We start from the raw sequence: 3,561 nt of genomic DNA, 5'->3' as shown, positions 1-3,561 counted from the left end.
ATTATAAAATACATCATCCATTGTAAAGACCAATGGGCGGCGTCCCTCAGGGACGAAAAGATCGCCATTGATCCAGTCTTCCAAATGAATCAGGGTAAACCCAGCCTGATTGAGCGCATCCATCCCATCTATAAAATCCTCCATCCGAATTTTATGATCGGTTGATTTTTCGGAAGAATTTGGGGCAAATTGATGATAGTTGATAATCGGGACGCGCGCATCTTCGGACCAGATTGTGGTTGTCAGAAAAAACGGAATCTCTGTCGGTGTTGGAATCTGTGTCTCGGTTGGGACGGCGGCCATTGTCTCCGCCGCCATCGTGTACGCCATTGCCAGTGCAGTCGCCTCTATGTCAATGGGTGGGCTTAGAGGTGCGGTGGTTGGCCTCTCACTGCATGCGCTCAAAAACAGGACCAGGCTGAGAATATATTTTGCAGAATTTTTCATAAAGCCCTTTTTGATAATTTTATACCTGTAATTATACTCTTTTAGATTAGCAGGAATAAAAAAGGTGACGGGCACTTATAAAATACCTGTCACCTTTTCTGGTAAGCAGAGACTTGGCTTAGTTAGCTGATTTCATCGCCTTCCATACCTTTTCTGGGGTGATCGGATTGCTGTCAATATCTACGCCGACGGCATTGCGGACAGCGTTCCCGACCGCGGGAGCAACACCATCCATTGGGATTTCAGCGACAGCCTTCACGCCAAAGGGATGACTTGGCTCAAAGGTCTCGACAAAGATCACTTCCATTTCTGGCATCTCATCAGCCTGGAAGATATGGTAATCACCAAAATCTTTTTCGCGGGCTTCGCCTTTTTCATTGTAGACCATCTCCTCACAAACGGCATAGCCGAGGGCCTGCGTCAGGCCTCCTTCGACCTGGCCGGATGCAGCTATCGGATTGACGATCACACCGGAATCGACCGCCATAACGAGCTTGTCGACGGTCACCTGGCCGGTTTCAGTATCGACTGTCACTTCAGCAAACTGGGCGGCAAAGGGGGGAGGCGATGATGGGGAAACATAAGAGGCAGTCGCCATGATCTGCTCCTGATCGTTACGATGGAGGGTGTCCAACGCGATCTCTGATAATGGGATTGAGCGACCGTCAGGCGCGTATGCCTGCCGGTCCGCTAATCGAATATTCAAAAATTCGTCTTCCGGCAGTTCCAACATTTTTGCCGCACGGATCTTGATCCGCTCAGCGACTTTTTCGGCTGCAAGCGTCGCCGCCGCACCAGAGACATAGGTCGTAGAGGAGGCATAGGCGCCGACATCAAAGGGGGTGAAATCTGTGTCAGATGAATAACAGATCATATCATCTATGGGTACGCCGAGTACCTCAGCTGCCATCTGGGCCAGAACGGTATCGGAACCGGTACCAAGATCGGTCGCGCCGACGAGCAGATTGAAAGAGCCATCATCATTCATTTTGATCGAGGCACCCCCCATATCAAGGTAAGGAATCGCAGTTCCCTGCATCACGGTCGCCACGCCAACCCCTTTGCGTTTGGTCGGGTTTGCATTGCGCCACTCAGCATTATTATATTTACTGTCCCAGCCAATGGCTGCCTTGCCTTGCTGGACACATTCCTCCAGGCCAACGGTCTGGATGATCTCGGGGCGTGGTTCGCGGCCTTCGTTCCAGGCAGTGCTGAAGGGATGGAACTCACCCGGGCGAATGGCATTTTTTAAACGAAATTCGAGCGGGTCAAAACCCATCTCTATTGCGATTTTCTCAAGGTGGCGATCCAGCGGCCAATAGCCCTGCGGGACGCCATATCCACGATAGGCACCAGAGGGCGGGCGATTGGTATAAACAATATCGGCGTGGAAACGGATATTCGGTGATTTGCGATATTTGCCATCGCCGACGTAGAGCGCCAATGATTTATGGCCGGTATTGCCGGTTACTGTCAGTGCGTGTGCACCATTCGCACCCGTATCAGAAAGAATCTTCATTTCATTGGCGGTCAGCGTACCATCTTTTTTGACCCCGGTTTTCATCCAGATTCTCATCGGATGCCGTGAGCGGCTGGCGATAAACTCTTCTTCGCGGGTGGTTTCGTGCATCACAGGACGTCCTGTTGCAATTGTAAGATGTGCGGCAATATCCTCGATCTGGACCTCTTGTTTTCCGCCGAAGCCCCCACCGATGCGTGGCTTAATGACCCGAATCCGCTTGATGGGCAGATCGAGCACCGGGGCAAGCATCCTCCGAACATGGAAGGGAACCTGTGTGCTGGTGCGGATAACCAAACGATCATCCTCGTCCCAATAGGTGATGACAACATGCGGCTCGATGTGGGCTTGTTGTACTTTAGGAACCTCGTAAACGGCCTCGAAGACCTGATCCGCTTCAGAGAATCCTTTTTCAACATCGCCAATATCGATCCGGATTTCAGCCGCCAAATTTTTGGATGCATCTGAATCGGCAAAATCCACATATTCAGGTTCGTCGTGCAGGATCGGAGCGCCGGGCTTCATCGCCTCTTCGATATCCAGCAGGATGGGGAGTTCCTCGTATTCGACCTCGATCAGACGAAGGGCCTGCTCGGCGATCTCGGGCGTTTCGGCGGCGACAAATGCGACCCTGTCTCCAACAAAACGAACTTTTTTATCCAGCGAAAAAGTGTCCAGCGGTCCGGGGATGGGATCAGATTGCCCGGCCGTTGACCAGACAACTCGGGGGATATCCTCATGGGTCAGGACAGCCACAACTCCGGGAAAGGCGCGGGCTTTGCTGGCATCGATTTTTTTGATGCGGGCGTGCGCCAAAGGCGATTTCAGTACCTTGGCATGCAACAACCCGCGCATTTCGATATCCGCCACGAAGGCAGATTTGCCCTGCGAGAGCTTGATGGCATCCACCTTTGGCTCAGATTTACCAACGACCTGATAAGTCGATTTTTTATCACTCAGAATAACTTTTGGGGTCACCTGTGTCTGCGTGGAGGGGCTATCATCCAACTCAGGGATATCATCGGCGGTGGTGGTAGTGTCGAACCAAAGACCTTCTCCGTTCAGGGGATCGACTGCCTCGCCGCGCATGACTGCACCTGCTCGCATCACCGCTTGAACGGGTTTCACGTAACCGGTACAGCGACACAGGACTCCGTTCAGGGCTGAGCGCACCTCTTCTTCGGTGGGAGCAGGCTTGCCATCCAGGAGCGATTTCGCCGCCAGTATTTGCCCGGGTGTGCAATATCCACACTGAATTGCGCCGGTTTCAATAAAGGCCTGTTGCAAGGGATGTAATCCATCTGTCTTTTTCCAGCCCTGATCAGGATGTTCACCAAGTGCTTCCAGCGTCGCAATTTCATGCCCCTCGATCTGGGCTGTCAGTATCATTCCGGCATTGATCGGCTTGCCATCCAATAAGATCGTGTCAGCGCCGGTCAGACCATGCTCGTCGCCGAATTTGATGCTGTGGAAGCCTAATTTACGTAAGGTAGTCAGTGCTGTTTCACCGGGAAGAATGCTGGCTTCAAACGATTTTCCATTAATAAGTAGTTGAACGTTCATGATTGCTCCTTTTTACCTCTCCCCTAGCCCCT

Annotated in this window: 2 protein-coding genes; both read right to left on the bottom strand. The window is 52.0% G+C overall.

The window, feature by feature from the left end; translation table 11 throughout:
• Positions 1-447: hypothetical protein (locus AC3DOM_RS16715; RefSeq protein ID WP_487920173.1), on the bottom strand; the 447-nt coding region annotated here is incomplete at its 3' end.
• 118 nt (positions 448-565) lie between these two features.
• The gene (locus AC3DOM_RS16710) at positions 566-3,529 is read right to left on the bottom strand and encodes a molybdopterin-dependent oxidoreductase (protein ID WP_487920172.1); all 2,964 of its coding nucleotides are present in this window, start codon (positions 3,527-3,529) and stop codon (positions 566-568) included.
• Positions 3,530-3,561: the final 32 nt, after the last annotated feature.

The organism is Candidatus Desulfolinea nitratireducens, assembly GCF_982879505.1.
Note: the sequence above shows the minus strand (reverse complement) of the source record. Positions and strands in the feature narration are given on the sequence as shown.